Source organism: Paenibacillus polygoni (assembly GCF_030263935.1).
GTDB classification, from domain to species: Bacteria; Bacillota; Bacilli; order Paenibacillales; family Paenibacillaceae; genus Paenibacillus; species Paenibacillus polygoni.
Window position 1 is genome coordinate 3,152,674 of record NZ_CP127162.1, and the last position, 16,337, is coordinate 3,169,010.

Consider the following 16,337-nt stretch of genomic DNA (forward strand, 5'->3'; position numbering starts at 1 on the left):
GCCTGGCTGACTATTGTGATCTGTTTACCATATACAGACGGCTTACTTGTTCATAGACAAAACCTGGTTCTAGTGCAATAAGTCCGATTTCCTCGTTTGATTTTCCTGTTACATTCGGTGCATTAACGAGATTCATCTGCGGTTCTGGGCAGAAAAATTGATTACTCGCATTGTTGTTCCAAATCATCCAGTGCTTGTATGAAGTACCTACATCATAAACCAGGGTATCTCCTGTTTTGGTATTCGTAAGTTCCATGTAGTTACGTCCATTCTGAGGCTCAGAAGTATAGTGATTATCCATCGCTTCAAAATAAGGATTCACTCCTTCTGTCTTTAAGAGTTCTTCCTCTTTAGATAAAGGCTGAATGTTGCCTGTTGGCAAACTACGGCCATTCAGCTCATAACGCTGACCAATCGTCGCTTTGACTTTATAGTCGCAAGCTTCGCTTGTCTCATCAAATGGCGCATTAATAGCCGTATGAAAAGCTAATAAATTAGGCATGGATTCCTTGCCTTCATTTATAATGGTCACTTGCTGCTGAAGTCCGAGCTCGCTGAGTGTATAACGAAGACGGATTGTATATTCAAACGGGAGATATTTATAAAATTCATGTCCTTCTCGTACAATCTGTTCGACAACGACAAAGCTCTCCTGCTCATTAGTCCCATAACTTACGACCTGCCACGGTATGTAGTGCATAAATCCATGCAGATGGTTGCCTGTTGCTTCTTCATTAATTGGCAGCTGATATACCTTACCGTTCCAAGGGAACTTCCCATCCTCGAATCGATTCGGCGGGAATAATACAGGAATTCCATAAACTCCTGGGTTCTCTTTTAATTCCTCTGCATGATCTTCACCCGGTTCTCTCAGATAGCTATGACCTCGCTCTACATCACGAAAAGAAACTAGATTCCCCCCAATTTCCGGGATCATCTTAGCTTCATAAGGACCTGACTTCAAAATAATAGCTGTATAACTTCCGTATGTTCCTTCATATGCCTTATTTGTTTCTTGTACCATCGATTCTTACGCCTCCTATATGTAGCGCTTTCATATCTAATATGAAGCAAGGTTGTTCTCTTGACGAATATATCATGTTCTCCAAATAAATTCTATCATAGTGCCTCCATAGGAACAATGAATAGAGAAGCCGTCTCATGAAGAAATCCAATGGAGCACTTCTCCTGAGAAGTGCCCCATTGGTTATTAACCACAATGAATATTATGAAGCAAGTTCTGCTGCTTTTTCTGGGGTAATCACTCCACGATAGATCTGCAGTTCATCGATCATGCCTTTGAAAGGAGTATCCCACCAGTTTACACCTAGACTAAAGGTTCCATTATGATCTGTAAAAATATCAGGGAAGCCTTTACCCGTATATTTCGCTGCCCCATCAATATATACAGTAACTGCATCCCCATTCACTGTAAATGCATAGTGGGTCCACTTTTGAAGCGGTGTTTTCACATCCGTTACGGCATCGTACCAAGCTTCACCTGACCACAACATTGCGTTATTTTTAGCTCCGTCATGTCCCATGGGCAGCATGCTGATCCAATTTTTATTGGTCTGTGCTCCAAAGAACACCGGAGTATAAGGCTTCAATTCATCTGCGTATACCCACATCGCAACCGAATAACTGTCACTTGATATGAGCCCGCTCGGAAGAAGTATCCCTGACTTCCCGTCAAATGCGGCTGCTTTCCCTTTTACCCCATCCTTATAGGTGATTGTTCCCCCATCTGGGTTCCCAATTTTATCTCCGATGACTGTTCCGGTTCCAAAACTGCCTTTGGTATCGTTTAGCTTATCCTCAAAAGAGAATTCGGCCGCAAGTTCAGCGGGTCCTTGTTCCTCCTTCGGTAATTCCTCTGCTAATTTTGCAGCTACTTCTGCGGTAATAGCCACATTGTAGATGCGGAGTTCATCTATCATTCCTTTGTATGCTGTATCCCAGAAGTTAACACCTAAACTGAACACCCCGTCTTTAGTCGTAAATACATCTGGGAAACCTGAGCCTGAGTAGGCTTCTTTTCCATCCACAAATACTTTTACAAATCCGTTATCAACAGAGAATGCAATATGTTGCCACTGATTCGTACGTATTCTTGATCCGATGGATGCATTATACCAATTCTCACCAGACCATAGTGTGGTAGTATTATCCCCTGCTTGCGGTACAAAACTGATCCAACTCTTGTTTGATCCACCAAAGAAAGTCGGAGTATACTGTGTAATCTGTGTAGGCTTCAGCCACATGGATACCGAATACTCTTTCCCCTCAATCAGGCCATTCGGAAGTTTGATACCTGATTTCCCGTCGAATATAGCTCCGTTTCCTACGACACCTTGATCGAAGGTGATTGTACCGCCTGTATTATCGATGCGATCTCCTGTGATGAGTCCATCACCAAAAGAGCCGACGGAAGCGGATAGATCATTTTCAAATGAATACTGCGCGTGTAAACCATATGAGACATCAACCGGTGCTACGACAATATGAAATGTTTTTGTAACTACGGCATTGCCCTTCGTGATGGTAGCTGTCAGAGTTGCCGTCAGGTTCGGTTCACCGACCTCTGGAGGATTTACTTCCCCCGTTGCAGAAATAACGCTTGGATTCGATGTTTTCCAAGAGATCTGAGTGTTGCGTGCTCCCTTTACAGGAAGGGTAAGATTAGAAGAAACATTGGATGTATTCCCTAATGTAAGTGCCTGCTCCACATCCTTCACGACCTCTTGATCTGTTTTCTCAGGCTGGCCGATCCCCCAGATCGTTTCTCCCGCACTTGAAATGGCCGTAAATGTCATCGTTTCCTTCTGTAAAGTTTCGTCCCATTGTTTCACGAAAACTCCATCGTAATTAACTCCATCTACGGTTAGCTCTGCATAATAGTTATTTTTCAGTTTCCAAGTACCCGTTACTCCTCCGGTGATTTTGTGATTTTTATTCAGCGTAATATCAACGGAACTAGTGATCTCTCCGGAATAAGCTAAACCATGATTGACAAATTTATATTCACCCGGAATATCTTTTGTCTTCAGTTTCGTAAGGGATTCGCCCGCATAGCGATTCGCAGCTACTACCGGCCAACCATCCTTATTCCTATACATTTGGTGAACACGAAGCTCATGGGCTTCCCCTTTTTGCGGGAAGCGAGCATGGAAGAACAAGAATTGTTTACCTGTCTCTTCATCGTAATACACTGAATTATGACCAGCAGATACATATCCATAACCTGTACCTGTTCCCGGATCACCTATCTCTCTCTTGAAAAGGAAGTTACCGATCATCTTAATTCCGTAAGTCTCATTCTCTGCGCCGCTTGGCAATACTGCATTTTTCCCTTCAGCATCCACATACGGGCCGTCTGGATTCTTCGATCTGAACTGTCTCATATTGTATCCGCCGTCCGCTCCAAGCCAGCCGTACGTAACATTTAAGTAATAGTAGCCCGTCTCTTTATCATAGGCAATAAACGGACCTTCTCCGGATTTCGTATAACCGCCGGCAATTTTCGTGCCAAAATAACGGTCAATGATTCGTCCATCTTTCGTTGTCCCGTCTTCTCCTGGATACATTGCTTTCCCTGTTTGCGGGTCCAGTTCGAGTAAGAAAATACCGCCTGACCAAGAACCATAGGTCATCCAAAGTTTACCGTCTGTATCATAAAATAAGGTGGAATCAATCGCGTTAGGATACATGGTGTTATTGAATGATCCATCAGCTTTAAACCATTGTTCATTTGGACCGCTTAAAAGCTTCTCGTCAACCAATGTTTTGATATTGGTATTTGTCCATTTTTTATTAACTTGACTATCCGTATCTTTCGCATCGTTTTTGGTGAAACCAGAGTAAACAATTGTGTCTACATATTCATAAGGTCCTTCGATATTTTGAGATACTGCATAACCAATCGCGGAACGAATATAGGTGGATGAAGCACTGTAATACATCATATAGGCACCCTTTGTGTTGTCCTTATTGATGTAATTTTCGTTCCAGAACACGTCTGGTGCCCATACGGAAAAACCGCCTTTACTATCCGAATCATTTTCACCAGCCCAAGCGAATGAGCCCTTCAAGTTCTCAGAAAGATTGCCAAACAGAACGTTATTAGGGGTTGTATATCCATTCGTAAACGTTGTCCAGTTCATCAAATCAGTCGATTTAGCTGCTTCAATATGAGATCCGAACACATAGTATTCTTTCCCGTCTTTAATAATGGAAGGATCGTGGACCGATACATTCGTAAAGGTTGGAGATGCCTCTTTATTTAACGTACTACTGCTTGCTGGAAGCCCTTTCAAGTCTACAGACGGTGAAGCACTTTCTTGTTTACCGCTTCCCTTAGTGTCCTGACTGTCTGCATAGGCAAAAGCCGGTACAAGCAAAGCAAATGCGAGAACCATAGCTACATATTTTGATAACGTACTTTTCACATTAAAATCCTCCCTATAAAGTATGACAAGCATGTTTCTCTTTACTTTGTAAACGAAAACAATAAACCAGTTCGTGAATGTCCTCTTCCTTTTCCGCCACCTATACCGCCATAAACCACATCCTAGTAATCATATTGTTAATAGATATCCTAACTAGTTAATATTTGTATTCTAACTTCATTTACCAAATTACGTCAATGCAACAATATATTAAACGAAAAATAAATTATCTGCTATCTATCTATAGAAGATAACAAATACATGAATTATTTTACTTGTCTATTAATTAACGGTTCTATATACTATATAACTTGGATTATATTTCTATAAAAGGAAGGTAGATACGATGTTACGTATTGGAACACCTGAAGAAGCAGGGATGTCCGCATCCAAAGTAGCTTATGCTAACACCTACGCGAAGCAGATGGTTGAAAACAACATTACTCCTGCTGAGGTCATATTTGTCGCAAGAAAAGGAATTATTGTCTCACACCAAGCTTTCGGAAATCTCACACCCGCTGCCGATTCCCCGCTGTTAACGACGAATGCATTATTTCCCTTGTGCTCGATTACTAAAGTGTTCACTGCTGCTTGTATTATGATCCTGGCCGAACGAGGGCTCATCGGTCTTAACCGTCCGGTAGCTGACTACATACCCGAATTTCAGGGACTCGGCAAAGAGAATGTACGAATTCATCACCTGCTTACTCACACTTCAGGAATGAATCCAGAAGACGTATACACTTACGCTAGAGGGGAAGGTTCAAGGGCACAGGTCCCTCCTTGCGAAGAAACAGAAGAACCTTATTTCCATGAGTATTTTCATAGAAGATACGCTACTCCTTTATCCACCAAGCCTGGTGAAATCATGTCTTACCTTGGATTTGGATATGACTTACTTGGAGAGATCGTACGAAGAGTCAGTGGTATTTCCTATCCAGACTTCGTTATGCAAGAACTATTTGAGCCGCTTGGGATGAATGATTCTTATTTCAAAGTCCCTCACGCAGAACGTCATCGCATTGTGAAAAGATCACCCGAAGACCCTTGTGCAGAATGGCTCGAAACAGAGGAGATGATAGAATCGGTGTCTCCTTCCGCAGGTATCTACAGCAGTGCCATGGACCTTGCCATCTTTGCTCAAATGTTTCTCAATAATGGTACATATGGTGATCAGCGAATCCTCTCTCCCATTTCCATAAAAGAAATGACAAAAAATCATATTCCGGGAGTTTCCTCCGTATATAGGGATGAGATTTTTCCAGAAGCGAGCTGGGGATATGGATGGAGTATTAATGGCAGTAAAAAAGATGGCGGAGATTTATTTTCGCAGGAGGCATACTCTCACTGGGGAGCAGCCGGTGTATTTGTCGCAGTTGATCCAGTGTATGATATTCTATTGATTCATTTTACGATCGAACGAGATTTAGAGAAGCCTTTCAAAAATATGTATACAGACCACTTTAACAATGTTATGCTCGCTGCCATTGAACAATTTTAATTTCATCACAACAAAAATAAAGATATCCCGAATTATAGGATATCTTTATTCGTCATTTCCTGATCTATTAGACGTATTTCCCTTGTCTCGGTAGGGCAAGCCGGTCAAAGTCCCGAGCAAGACGATCCAATTGACCTCTAAGTTCTGTACTCGCCATCATATGACCATGTCCCGTAATAGCAAGCTCTGGCTTAAGATCAGCAAGCGTCTGAACAGAATTTTTAGCAGCTTCCCAATCGGTAGTGAAATACATTGGAGGTCCATGGAGTTCTTTATCTTGGAAAATAACATGCCACAGCGATTCTTGCTGAACAGTGATGAATGCATCACCTGCAATGAGTGCCCCATCCTTCTCTCGGTACAACGAGATATGGCCTGGAGAATGACCCGGTGTAGCAATCCACCGCCAATCCGGAGCGTAAGGTACACGATGATCGGAAGGAAGCGCATCAACCCGGTCATCCAGATGAATCGCTTCATTGGGAAAAATAAAGGATGTACGAGCTAGTAATCCTCCGCCAACCGTCGGATCCGCTGGTGGGTAATCCGTTATGCCGGTTAGATAGGGTAACTCTAACGTATGCGCAAATACGGGTGTTCCCCAGTATTGCTCCAGTTCAATTACATTACCCACATGGTCAAAATGTCCATGGGTTAACACAATCGCTAAAGGCGGTCCATCAAAGCGTTCTTCTGCAATTTGAATAATATCTTTCGCGAAGCCAGGCATCCCTGTATCGACTAGAATCCATTGTCTAGAACCTGGAGTTCCGACAAAAAGGACATTAACAAACAATGTTCGCAGACACAATAAATCGGGTGCAACCTCTTCTAGAGCCGTCTTGCCTTCCGTTATCAGATTATCAGATGCCATGCGACGGATACCTCCCATTCTTATTGGAATGCCCCCTATGTGCAATCAATCATCTGTAGAATTCCCAAGTTCCCAGAAAATATGTGCTTTCGTAAGAAAAATCTCACCCTACTATCTATAGTCAGCATGTCACAAAAATAGAACAACCATTCATGTTAAGACAAGCTCTGCAATTTTTCCTCTGTTTATTCAGGAATCGAATCAATCGCAGCATCTAGAAGGTCATCATATAAATCATCATCTTCTTCAAGCCTTGCATCCAGCTGTAAAAATTCTTCCTCAGCTCCCGGTTCGCCCGCAAAATGCAGACTATAATCCCAATCCTTACCGTTCTTGCTGAAGAAAGAGATTTCATATTCTGTCTTGCTCTCTCCAATAGTAAAAACAGTATGCCCTAACCAATGTTTCTCTTCATCCCTGTGCATGGAAGCGCTGATTATGTTATAACTCACTTTATTCTCTCCTTGTAATCCTGATTTCTTTTTCTCTAAAAACCATTTGCAATAGTTCATTTTTACCACTTATATTGTACAATAATAAAATAGCTTTGCGAAAGAGTCTGGATTCAATCATCCGGGCATGCTAATCACATCGCTTTTTTTAACCGAAGGTAGATAAATATATATTCGCGTGTGAAATGGAGGAACTTTACAATGTCTAATTTTGCTCAAAAATTAAAAGCTTATGCTGAACTAACCATTAAAGTGGGGGTAAATATCCAGCCAGGACAAGCGCTTATTGTTCATGCTCCTGTTGAAGCAAGAGAATTTGTACGTATGATCGTGAAAGAAGCATACGATACAGGCGCTAGTTACGTTAAAGTTCAGTGGAACGATGAACAGATTACTCGTATGCAGTATGACCTAGCTTCGGATGAAATATTTGAAAAAGAGCCAAAATGGTATGCCGGCGAGATGACAGAAATGGTGGAAGAAGGAGCTGCTGTCCTACATATCCTGTCCGAAAATCCAGATTTACTTAAAGGTGTGAATCAAAACCGAATTGTTGCTGCCCAGAAAGCTCGCGGCAAAGCGATGGCTAAATACCGAGCATATCAGCAAGCTGATAAATTCAGCTGGTGTCTGATTGCCGTTCCTTCTCCCGAATGGGCTGCGAAAGTATTTCCGGATGCCCCAGAAGAGGAACAAGTATCCTTGCTTTGGGAAGCTATTTTCAAAACGGTACGTATTGGCGAAGCCGATCCTGTTGCTGCATGGCAAAAGCATATTACTAACCTTGAGAACAAATCAAAAGTGCTTAATGAAAAGAAATATAAAAAATTACACTATATCGCACCTGGTACAGACCTTACGATTGAGCTTCCTGAAGGACATTTGTGGGCTCAAGGAGACAGTATCAACGAAAAGGGCCATACTTTTGTAGCGAACATGCCTACAGAGGAAGTGTTTACTGCACCGCTGAAGACAGGTGTTAATGGTACAGTAAGCAGCACAAAACCTCTCAGCTATGGCGGAAACCTCATTGATAAATTCTCTCTTACATTTGAAAATGGACGAATTATCAAGGTGACTGCTGAAGAGGGCTTAGAAGCTCTGCAAAATCTTGTTGAAATTGATGAAGGCTCTCATTATCTGGGTGAAGTAGCCCTGGTTCCTCATCAATCCCCAATCTCAGATACTAACATTTTGTTCTATAACACACTGTTTGACGAAAATGCATCCAACCACTTGGCTATCGGAAGCGCCTATGCCTTTACCTTAGAAGGCGGCAAAAACATGAACCAAGAACAGCTTGCAGCAGCTGGACTTAACACAAGTCTCACACATGTGGACTTCATGATTGGTTCTGCTGAAATGGATATCTACGGAATTAGCGCTGACGGCACAAAAGAACCGATCTTCCTTAAAGGAAATTGGGCATTTTAATTCGTAAGAAGTAGATCTTTCGTTCAAATTCACTCTATTAAAAAGGTTGCCCGGTGGTCTATTTTTTAGACTACAGGCAACCTTTTCATTTTTCCTGCCAAAGTTATGGCTTAAGTATCACTTTCAGGCAGTTCTCTTCTTTTTCTGAGAATACTTCATATCCACGCTCAGCATCTTCAAGGTTCATCCGGTGCGTGATAATATCGGTTGGATCGATCTTACCTGCTTTGATTTGCTGATAAATTTCCGGAATAAAATGAATTACAGGAGCCTGTCCTGTACGCAGCTGAATATTACGTTCAAATAAATGTCCCAGCGGGAACATATTATAGTTAGCACCGTATACCCCGATCAACTGGATCGTACCGAACTTTCTAACCACTTCCGTTGCTGTTCTAAATGCTCCTAAAGAACCTCCCTGAAGCATAAGAGCGGTTTCCACTTTTTCAGCAGCCGTTCGTTTTGCATCCATTCCTACACAATCAATAACTACATCAGCACCACCATGCGTAATTTCCTTCATGTAACCTTCAAAGCCTTTGATCTCTTCAAAATTAAAGGTTTCTACCTGATTTGTCCGTTTCGCATGTTCTAAGCGATAATTAATATGATCTACAGCAATAACTCGCTTAGCGCCTGCCTGCCAAGCAAATTTTTGAGTGAATAAACCAACAGGACCGCAGCCTAATACGATTACCGTATCTCCCGGCTTAACTCCTGCATTTTTCACGCCCCAATAGGCGGTCGGCAAAATATCTGAAAGAAAGAGCAGCTTTTCATCTTCCATCTCTGCGTCTTCCGGAATGACAAAAGGCATAAAGTCACCATAAGGGACACGTAGTAACTCTGCCTGTCCACCTTGGTAACCCCCATAAGAATCCGAATAACCTAACAAGCCGCCGGTATCTTTAGCCTCATTCGCATAATCACACTGACTTTCCATCTCATGTTTGCAAAAATAACACTCTCCGCAAGATACATTAAAAGGAATAATTACTCGATCTCCTTTTTTGACATGTGTCACATCAGGTGATACTTCCTCTACAATTCCCATCGGCTCGTGACCAATAACGTAGTCCTTGTGCATACCGGGAATAAGTCCATTATAAATATGAAGATCAGATCCGCAGATGGCTGTTGATGTAACTCGGACTAGAATATCTTTGTTTCCCTGCAAAGCAGGATCTGCCACTTCTTTTACCTTCACTTTTTTCTTGCCTTGATAAGTTAATGCCTTCACTTCCTTCACGCTCCTTCATGCACATTTAATCTTTCCAAGTAAATCCTTGTGCTTATATAGTAACCATCACAGCTGAAACTAAACTAAAAATGAAAGTTCGCGACATTTCAGTTCTTTATTTTCGAGGTTCTCACATAAACATAGAAAGATGGGTTAGCAAAGATAGAAGTAAGAAGTTTAAATTTATGGAGAATATTTTCATTTTATAGTAAAATAATGGAATACTTGTTTGACAATAGAGAGATGTACTAGAGAGGGGATAATCATGTCTACCCGGATCCAACTGTTGTTGGCTGCGGACTATAATGATCTTGGCGAATCCCTACAGAGAGAAATCTACTATGAATACTATCAAATGATGTATGGATTTATCGTATACATTGTAAAGGATCGCTCTGCAGCTGAAGACATTATTCAGGAATCATTCATCAAAATTATTAAAAACAAACCCGAATTTGAGAATGAAATCAAATTAAAAGCTTGGCTGAAAGTCGTCACTAAAAATACAGCAATTAATTATTTAAGAAAAAACAAAAAATATCGTAACCTTTTGGATGCTGACAGTGTTTTCTTAGATATAGAGACTGTACAACAAACCTCAGTATCCATCGAATCGATGGTGGAGACCAAACTGATGCAGGAATCCATAGAGCGCTATATGGAGACGCTGAAACCAGAGTACAGATCTCTCATTGAGCTTCGCTGGAAAGAAGGACTTAGCTATCGTGAGATGGCTGAACTTCTTGACCTTCGGGAAGATGTAATCAAGCAGCGTCTTTTCAGAGCCAGAGAAGCAATTAAGAAACTCCTGTATAGAGAGTGGGGTGCGGCTAATGAGCAGCGAAAAGTCCGGTAATCAGTCTGCTGACGATTCAATTAACATCTATGACAGGGAATTTGAAGATGTTTTTGACCTTGCTTTCGAAAATGCCGCTGCTGCCTCCACCACAGTAGATAAAGAAAGTATGGAGGCATCCTGGAATAACATGCAGACTGAGCTTCAGAAGATCCGCAAACGAAAACGCAGGTCAAAACGATGGCAGCTTGGAGGAGTCGTTGCCGCTTCTATTATGCTTGGTGCTACCATTTTTAGTGTTCCTGCAGGACTTCAAGCGAACACGCTGTTTGTTGAAAAGCTGGAGAAGATTGGTGATGACTTTATACTAAGTTTCACGGGTAAGGAAAAAGAAGATGCCAATGCCGGAGCCTTAACAGCCCCTCCGCCCGAAATTTCTGATCCTCCTCCAATCGTGGAAGAAACGGGACTTCCAATGGGCACAACGATTGAGAAACATAATCTAGAACGAGTCACGGTCCCGAGAGAAACGGCTTTGGACGGAGCTACTTTTGTCTATCGTGATTTCGAGGTTCCATTCACTCCCGATCGGAAAGAGTACCAGCTTTTAATAGATCAGAATAACCCGATTGACCCTGATCATATCTATCATTCAGAAGAATTGACGCTTGAATATTACAAAGGTAATGAAAATCCACTGACAATCGAAATGTATCAAAGGTTCAAAGAAAACGATGATACATCCTTCCACATCGGCATTAATGGAGAACCGGAAGAAATCACGCTTGAGGATGGAACTACTGCTGTATTCTATGACGTCTCTTTATCTGAATACGATCACCTGGCTTATCGGAACAATCTTGTATTTATCATTATTACAGGTACCCTTGGAAAAGAAGATTTAATTGCCACTGCGAATGCAATCCAAGCTAATAATCGTTTTGAACTGAAGCCTTAGTCATACGTTACTATTCAAAAAAGCCCAGTACATGTACTGAGCTTCTTTCTTTTATGTAAAAATGCAAATGCCAAGTAATACGTTATTTTAACAGACGTGAAGGACTTGTATACGTCGCTTTTTCAATATCCGAACCTACTCTCACGGTATGTGTGGATACCACCCGATAGTAATAACCAGCACTTGCTGCAAAAGTCTCATTAAGACTCACTGTCTTTGATGTGTTCTTAGAAGAAGTTTTGCTTGTAACTGCAACCCATTCTTCCCCTGTCCAGCGCTGTATAGCAGCATCGATTCCGATGAAATCCGCAGTAACCGATGCCCCCGTATTACCAATAACAGAACCTTTCCCGCCGCTGGAATACGAAACATCACTGGTATAAGCACTCAAATACTTATAAGCAGCTTTGACCTGGACTGTATCTTCTGTTGGCGGTTTAGTAGTCAGTGCACCTTCTTCTTTTACCGGATCCGCGCTAGCAGCACCAGCAAACCCTAAAGATAGTACGAACACAAGCAAACATAGCACATGAAGTTTAGTAACGCATACATTTTTTTTCATTGTCTCCCTGCCTCACTTTATAATATTAACGCGAATAGCATCACGTTTCATTATATAACGCAGCATACATGGTTTAGGTTTCAAATAAAGTAAATATTTTACATAAAAGACCGTTTCCGATTGGAAACGGTCTAAAATGGGTCTTCTTATTTAAGATATCTAAGCATTTTAGCTCATTGCTAAACTAGATGGCAAGCCACATGATGCCCCTGCTCAACTTCTCTAAATAGCGGTATTTCAGAAGAACAACGTTCGACTGCAAAAGGACAACGAGTGTGAAACTTGCAGCCGGAAGGTGGATTCATGGGAGATGGGATATCTCCTTTTAGTACAATTCTTTCCCTCTTCAGTTTAGGTATCGGAATAGGTACAGCAGATAACAAAGCTTTTGTATAAGGATGCAGCGGGCGAAGAAATAGATCATCCCTTGTTCCCATCTCCACCATGGAGCCGAGATACATCACTCCGATACGGTCACACAAATGTTCAACCACACTTAGATCGTGAGAGATGAATAGATAGGTGAGCCCTCTTGAGAGTTGCAATTTTTTAAATAAATTAATAATCTGTGCCTGTATAGAAACATCAAGAGCAGACACTGGTTCGTCCGCTATAATCAGTTCTGGGTTTAGGGCAAGAGCTCTCGCAATTCCGATCCGCTGACGCTGACCCCCGGAAAATTCATGTGGGAATCGATCATAATGATAAGCAGATAAACCGCATGAAGTTAATACCTCGGTAACGACTTCACGTATCTTCTCTTTAGGTACAAGCTGATGATCTAAGAGTGCTTCCCCAATGGCATCCCCCACACGAATCCTTGGATTCAAAGAGCTATATGGATCTTGAAAGATCAGCTGCATTTTGGGTCGAAGTTGTCTTAACTCTTGCGGTGATAGAGCATACAGGTCTTTACCTTGAAACCGAATTTCTCCTGCCGTCTTGTCATGGAGTCGTAAAATGGTGCGTCCCACCGTACTTTTTCCGCTCCCAGACTCCCCTACGAGACCAAATGTCTCGCCGGGATACAAAGTGATGTTGATATCATCTACGGCTTTTACATATCCTACCGTTCGGCCCATCAGTCCTTTTTTTACGGGAAAATACTTTTTCAGTGACTTCACTTCAAGCAAGGGCTCAGACATGTGCAGCCACCTCCTCGTATAACCAACATGCCGTTTTTTGCAGTGGAGCTACTTCTTTCAGTTCCGGTTCATTTGTTCTGCAGATCGGCATACAGTGTTCACAGCGATCACTGAAGTAACAAGATTTCGTAAGGGTCAGCGGATTCGGTACTTGTCCCGGTATCGAGTATAGTTCATCCTGCCGCTGATTAATTACCGGCTTAGACTTCAGAAGTCCTTGGGTATACGGGTGTTTGGGAGAACGGAAAAGCTCAACTACTTCGCCCTCTTCCACTACTTTGCCGGAATACATAACAACAACATAGTCGGCCATTTCGGCAACCACACCCAAATCATGCGTAATCATCAGAATCGACATATTCGAATCTTCTTTGATTTTACGGAGCATTTCAAGAATTTGGGCTTGAATCGTAACATCAAGAGCGGTTGTCGGCTCATCAGCAATAAGGAGCTTTGGATTACATGAGATTGCGATGGCAATCATAACACGCTGGAGCATTCCTCCGCTCAGTTCATGAGGATAAGAATCGGCAATTTGCTCGGAGCGAGAGATTCCAACTTCTTTCAAGAGTTCAATCGCTCTTTTTTTAGCCGTTTCTTTTTTCATTTTTTTATGAATGATGAGCGGCTCCATAATCTGTTCACCGATCTTCATTACAGGGTTTAGACTCGACATGGGCTCTTGAAAAATCATCGTTATGTCATTACCACGAATGGTTCGAAATTCGTTTTTATCCATTTTCAGCAGATCTTGGCCTATAAAATTAATTTCTCCATTTACCACTTTGCCTCCAGGTTCCTCAATCAAACCCATGATAGACATGGCAGTTACACTCTTACCGCATCCCGATTCCCCGACGATACATACGGTTTGCCCTTTAGGTACTGTAATACTTACATCATCTACTGCTCTTACGGGTCCTTCCTCTGTGTAAAAATGTGTCTTCAGGTGGCTGATTTGCAGTAACGATTCCATTAGATGTTCACCTACCTCTTCTGTTTGGGATCAAGCACATCACGTAAACCGTCCCCAAATATGTTAATAGCAATGACTGTAATAAAAATAGAAAAACCAGGCGGCATCCAAAGCCATGGATGCTGTTGAAAATCAATCAAGTTATTCGCAGCATCAATCATATTGCCCCAAGTTGGCGTCGGCGGCATAACCCCGAGTCCAAAGAAGCTCAGCACCGATTCACTTAGAATTGCACCGCCGATACTTAAGGTTGCCATTACAATAAGAAGCGGATAAATATTCGGCAAAAGATGATGGAACAGTTTCTTCCTGTCCTTGAGTCCAAGAACCGTTGCAGCATGCATAAATTCTCTTTCTCGTAAGCTGAGCATTTGTCCCCTCACCATTCTGGCGAGACCCGGCCAATTCACGAGTCCAAGCATCAGCATAACCACGTACATTCGGTAATCTGGGGGTACTTTCCATTCTGATAAAAGTGCACCGATGATAAATAGCAGCGGAAGGCTCGGAATCGTTAGCAGCAAATCGGCAATTCTCATAATGAGCTGATCTACAACCCCTCTATAATACCCAGCTACTGCTCCAAGCGTCGCCCCAATCAGAACAGATAACATCATCGAGGCTAGCCCTACTGTCAGAGATATACGTCCTGCTTGCATTACTCTAGTAAGTACATCTCGTCCTAAGTTATCTGTTCCAAGCCAGTGTTTTGCATTCGGCGCTTTCTTCATCTCCAGCATATTAATTTTGTTATCCGCGTAAGGAGAAAACAGCGGACCTAAGAAACAGATCAGAAACATCAGGATCACCACAACAAGACCAAAAATGGCCAGTTTGTTTCGCAGCAGTTTTCGGACGGACTGACGCCATAAAGATGATCTGTGCTCCACTCCTGGCCCTGTACTTGTTTTTGTAACTCTGCTTATTGAGGACATTCGATTCACCCCTTAATCCAGCTTGACACGCGGATCTGCAAGTCGATACAGCAGGTCCGACAACAAGGTGCCAAGGACAGTTAAAATCGCGATAAATACAGTAAAACTCATCAGCAGAGGATAATCACGCAAAGAAAAAGACGACATATAAAGCTGTCCTATACCCGGCCAGTTAAAAATCTTTTCAATAATTAACGAGCCGCCAAACAGTCCGGGAAGCTCAAAACCGACAAGAGTAATCGCCGGAAGCAGAGCATTTCGGAGAGCATGGGTGAAGAGCACCTTACGTTCAGTCAGCCCTTTGGCTCTCGCTGTTCGGATATAATCCTGTTTAATTACATCAATCATGTTACTGCGGATATACCTTGTGAGTGAGCCGATTCCAAGCAGTGTCATGACAACGACAGGCAGTGCCATATGCTGAATTACTTCTTTGGCATAAGCAAGACCGGTTGCATTACTGCCCGTTGTTGTCATTCCGCCTGGCGGAAGCCATTTCAGGTCAACGGCAAACATTTTAATTAAATAAAGTCCAATGAAAAAGGACGGAATGGACATGGCTGCAAAAATAATCAGCATGACTACGGTATCAAACCAAGAATACTGTTTGTAAGCGGAAATGACTCCAATCACAACGGCAATGAGCCATGTGAGAAAAGTCGACACGGCAGCAAGAAGAAATGAATTCCAGATATATTCATTAAAAAGGGTTAACACGGGTTTTTGTTGCGCCAAGGAATAACCAAAGTCTCCTTGTAGTGCGTTTTTAATCCAAATCACATAGCGATCAAGCATCGGTTTATCAAGTCCATATAACTCCCGCAGCTCTGCTTTACGTTCTGGACTTAGCTTGATATTACTCGACACATAATCTCCTGGCGTAAGAGCATAAAGACTGAAAATAAGAAAGGACGCTGCCAGCAAAATAACTAGTATGTAGGTGAGTCTTTTGACAAGGTAAGTGCTCATGTTATGCTCCTTATCTGTTAAAACATATGTCCGCCTAGGGATCTAGA

Annotated in this window: 14 protein-coding genes; 4 read left to right on the plus strand and 10 right to left on the minus strand. The window is 42.2% G+C overall.

Annotation, left to right across the window (positions count from 1 at the left end; translation table 11 throughout):
- Positions 1–10: 10 nt before the first annotated feature.
- On the minus strand, positions 11–1,024 hold the full coding sequence (locus QPK24_RS15095) for an aldose 1-epimerase (protein WP_285742470.1): 1,014 nt from the start codon (positions 1,022–1,024) through the stop codon (positions 11–13).
- Between the two features lie 202 nt (positions 1,025–1,226).
- The gene (locus QPK24_RS15105) at positions 1,227–4,448 is read right to left on the minus strand and encodes a LamG-like jellyroll fold domain-containing protein (RefSeq protein WP_455430332.1); all 3,222 of its coding nucleotides are present in this window, start codon (positions 4,446–4,448) and stop codon (positions 1,227–1,229) included.
- Positions 4,449–4,794: 346 nt separating this feature from the next.
- Between QPK24_RS15105 and QPK24_RS15110 the strand changes: the two genes are divergently transcribed.
- A complete protein-coding gene (locus tag QPK24_RS15110) occupies positions 4,795–5,949 on the plus strand; it encodes a serine hydrolase domain-containing protein (protein ID WP_285742471.1) in 1,155 nt (384 codons plus the stop codon).
- 67 nt (positions 5,950–6,016) lie between these two features.
- On the opposite strand, the gene QPK24_RS15115 is transcribed toward QPK24_RS15110, so the two are convergent.
- Entirely contained in the window at positions 6,017–6,823 is an 807-nt protein-coding gene (locus QPK24_RS15115) for an MBL fold metallo-hydrolase (protein WP_285742473.1), read from the minus strand.
- 185 nt (positions 6,824–7,008) lie between these two features.
- Positions 7,009–7,275: a hypothetical protein gene (locus tag QPK24_RS15120; RefSeq protein WP_285742475.1), complete on the minus strand. Its 267-nt coding sequence runs from the start codon at positions 7,273–7,275 to the stop codon at positions 7,009–7,011.
- Positions 7,276–7,476: 201 nt separating this feature from the next.
- Between QPK24_RS15120 and QPK24_RS15125 the strand changes: the two genes are divergently transcribed.
- On the plus strand, positions 7,477–8,709 hold the full coding sequence (locus QPK24_RS15125; RefSeq protein WP_285742476.1) for an aminopeptidase: 1,233 nt from the start codon (positions 7,477–7,479) through the stop codon (positions 8,707–8,709).
- Positions 8,710–8,812: 103 nt separating this feature from the next.
- Here QPK24_RS15125 and QPK24_RS15130 read toward each other — a convergent pair whose 3' ends face one another.
- On the minus strand, positions 8,813–9,949 hold the full coding sequence (locus tag QPK24_RS15130; protein WP_285742477.1) for a zinc-dependent alcohol dehydrogenase: 1,137 nt from the start codon (positions 9,947–9,949) through the stop codon (positions 8,813–8,815).
- A 265-nt stretch (positions 9,950–10,214) separates the two neighbouring features.
- On the opposite strand from QPK24_RS15130, the gene QPK24_RS15135 reads away from it, so the two are divergent.
- Both QPK24_RS15135 and QPK24_RS15140 read left to right on the plus strand, forming a co-directional pair.
- Positions 10,215–10,805 carry an RNA polymerase sigma factor gene (locus QPK24_RS15135; RefSeq protein ID WP_285742478.1) on the plus strand — a complete coding sequence of 197 codons (591 nt, stop codon included), beginning with the start codon at positions 10,215–10,217 and terminating at the stop codon, positions 10,803–10,805.
- Positions 10,783–11,703 (plus strand): hypothetical protein, encoded by a 921-nt coding sequence (locus QPK24_RS15140; protein WP_285742479.1) that lies wholly within the window; start codon positions 10,783–10,785, stop codon positions 11,701–11,703. The genes QPK24_RS15135 and QPK24_RS15140 overlap by 23 nt, the downstream gene beginning before the upstream one ends.
- Before the next feature lie 82 nt (positions 11,704–11,785).
- Here the strand turns inward: QPK24_RS15140 and QPK24_RS15145 are convergent, their stop codons facing one another.
- The 5 genes from QPK24_RS15145 to QPK24_RS15165 form a co-directional block, all read right to left on the minus strand.
- A complete protein-coding gene (locus tag QPK24_RS15145) occupies positions 11,786–12,265 on the minus strand; it encodes a hypothetical protein (protein ID WP_285742480.1) in 480 nt (159 codons plus the stop codon).
- Between the two features lie 179 nt (positions 12,266–12,444).
- Entirely contained in the window at positions 12,445–13,410 is a 966-nt protein-coding gene (locus QPK24_RS15150; RefSeq protein ID WP_285742481.1) for an ABC transporter ATP-binding protein, read from the minus strand.
- Positions 13,403–14,386, minus strand: a complete 984-nt coding sequence (locus QPK24_RS15155; protein WP_285742482.1) for an ABC transporter ATP-binding protein — start codon at positions 14,384–14,386, stop codon at positions 13,403–13,405. Before QPK24_RS15155 ends, QPK24_RS15150 begins: the two co-directional genes overlap by 8 nt.
- 11 nt (positions 14,387–14,397) lie before the next feature.
- Positions 14,398–15,321 carry an oligopeptide ABC transporter permease gene (opp4C, locus tag QPK24_RS15160; RefSeq protein WP_285742483.1) on the minus strand — a complete coding sequence of 308 codons (924 nt, stop codon included), beginning with the start codon at positions 15,319–15,321 and terminating at the stop codon, positions 14,398–14,400.
- A 12-nt stretch (positions 15,322–15,333) separates the two neighbouring features.
- On the minus strand, positions 15,334–16,290 hold the full coding sequence (locus QPK24_RS15165; RefSeq protein ID WP_285742484.1) for an ABC transporter permease: 957 nt from the start codon (positions 16,288–16,290) through the stop codon (positions 15,334–15,336).
- Between the last annotated feature and the right edge of the window lie 47 nt (positions 16,291–16,337).

Coding starts and splice junctions, on each gene's coding strand:
- QPK24_RS15145 (WP_285742480.1), bottom strand. CDS start 12,265: ATGAAAAAAAATGTATGCGTTACTAAACTTCATGTGCTATGTTTGCTT.
- QPK24_RS15115 (WP_285742473.1), bottom strand. CDS start 6,823: ATGGCATCTGATAATCTGATAACGGAAGGCAAGACGGCTCTAGAAGAG.
- QPK24_RS15155 (WP_285742482.1), bottom strand. CDS start 14,386: ATGGAATCGTTACTGCAAATCAGCCACCTGAAGACACATTTTTACACA.
- QPK24_RS15125 (WP_285742476.1), top strand. CDS start 7,477: ATGTCTAATTTTGCTCAAAAATTAAAAGCTTATGCTGAACTAACCATT.
- QPK24_RS15110 (WP_285742471.1), top strand. CDS start 4,795: ATGTTACGTATTGGAACACCTGAAGAAGCAGGGATGTCCGCATCCAAA.
- QPK24_RS15140 (WP_285742479.1), top strand. CDS start 10,783: ATGAGCAGCGAAAAGTCCGGTAATCAGTCTGCTGACGATTCAATTAAC.
- opp4C (WP_285742483.1), bottom strand. CDS start 15,321: ATGTCCTCAATAAGCAGAGTTACAAAAACAAGTACAGGGCCAGGAGTG.
- QPK24_RS15150 (WP_285742481.1), bottom strand. CDS start 13,410: ATGTCTGAGCCCTTGCTTGAAGTGAAGTCACTGAAAAAGTATTTTCCC.
- QPK24_RS15165 (WP_285742484.1), bottom strand. CDS start 16,290: ATGAGCACTTACCTTGTCAAAAGACTCACCTACATACTAGTTATTTTG.
- QPK24_RS15095 (WP_285742470.1), bottom strand. CDS start 1,024: ATGGTACAAGAAACAAATAAGGCATATGAAGGAACATACGGAAGTTAT.
- QPK24_RS15135 (WP_285742478.1), top strand. CDS start 10,215: ATGTCTACCCGGATCCAACTGTTGTTGGCTGCGGACTATAATGATCTT.